1 protein-coding gene is annotated in these 520 nt (G+C 73.8%); it reads right to left on the bottom strand.

Features of this window, described 5'->3' with window-relative positions:
- Window positions 1-520: ABC transporter ATP-binding protein (locus PV341_RS45280; protein WP_500361091.1), on the bottom strand; the 520-nt coding region annotated here is incomplete at both ends.

Here is a 520-nt window from a genome sequence, read left to right as displayed (position 1 = left end):
GTGATGTGGCCGTCGCGGAGTTCCAGGACGCGGTCGGCGAGGGCGAGGAGCTGGGGGTCGTGGGTGGCGACGAGGGCGGTGACGCCTTCGCTGTGGACGACGGCGCGCAGGAGTTCCATGACGGCGCGGCCGGTGTCGGCGTCGAGCTGGCCGGTGGGTTCGTCGGCGATGATCAGGGCGGGGCGGTTGGCCAGGGCGCGGGCGATGGCGACGCGTTGTTGCTGGCCGCCGGACATCTCGCCGGGGCGCTGGTCGGCGTGGCCTTGCAGGCCGACCAGGGAGAGCAGGAGGGCGACGCGTTCTTCGCGTTCGCGGCGGGGGGTGTTGCGCAGTCGCAGGGGGACGCCGACGTTCTCGGCGGCGGTGAGGATGGGCAGCAGGCCGAAGGACTGGAAGACGAAGCCCATGCGGTCGCGGCGCAGGGCGAGCAGGTCGCGTTCGCCCAGGCCGCCCAGCGCGGTCCCGTCGACGGTGACGCGGCCGGCGTCGGCGCGGTCCAGGCCGCCGATGATGTTCAGCA

This window comes from Streptomyces sp. PA03-1a (genome assembly GCF_033792805.1).
Lineage (GTDB): Bacteria > Actinomycetota > Actinomycetes > Streptomycetales > Streptomycetaceae > Actinacidiphila.
The sequence above is the reverse complement of the archived record's forward strand: the minus strand, read 5'-3'. Positions and strand labels throughout refer to the sequence as shown.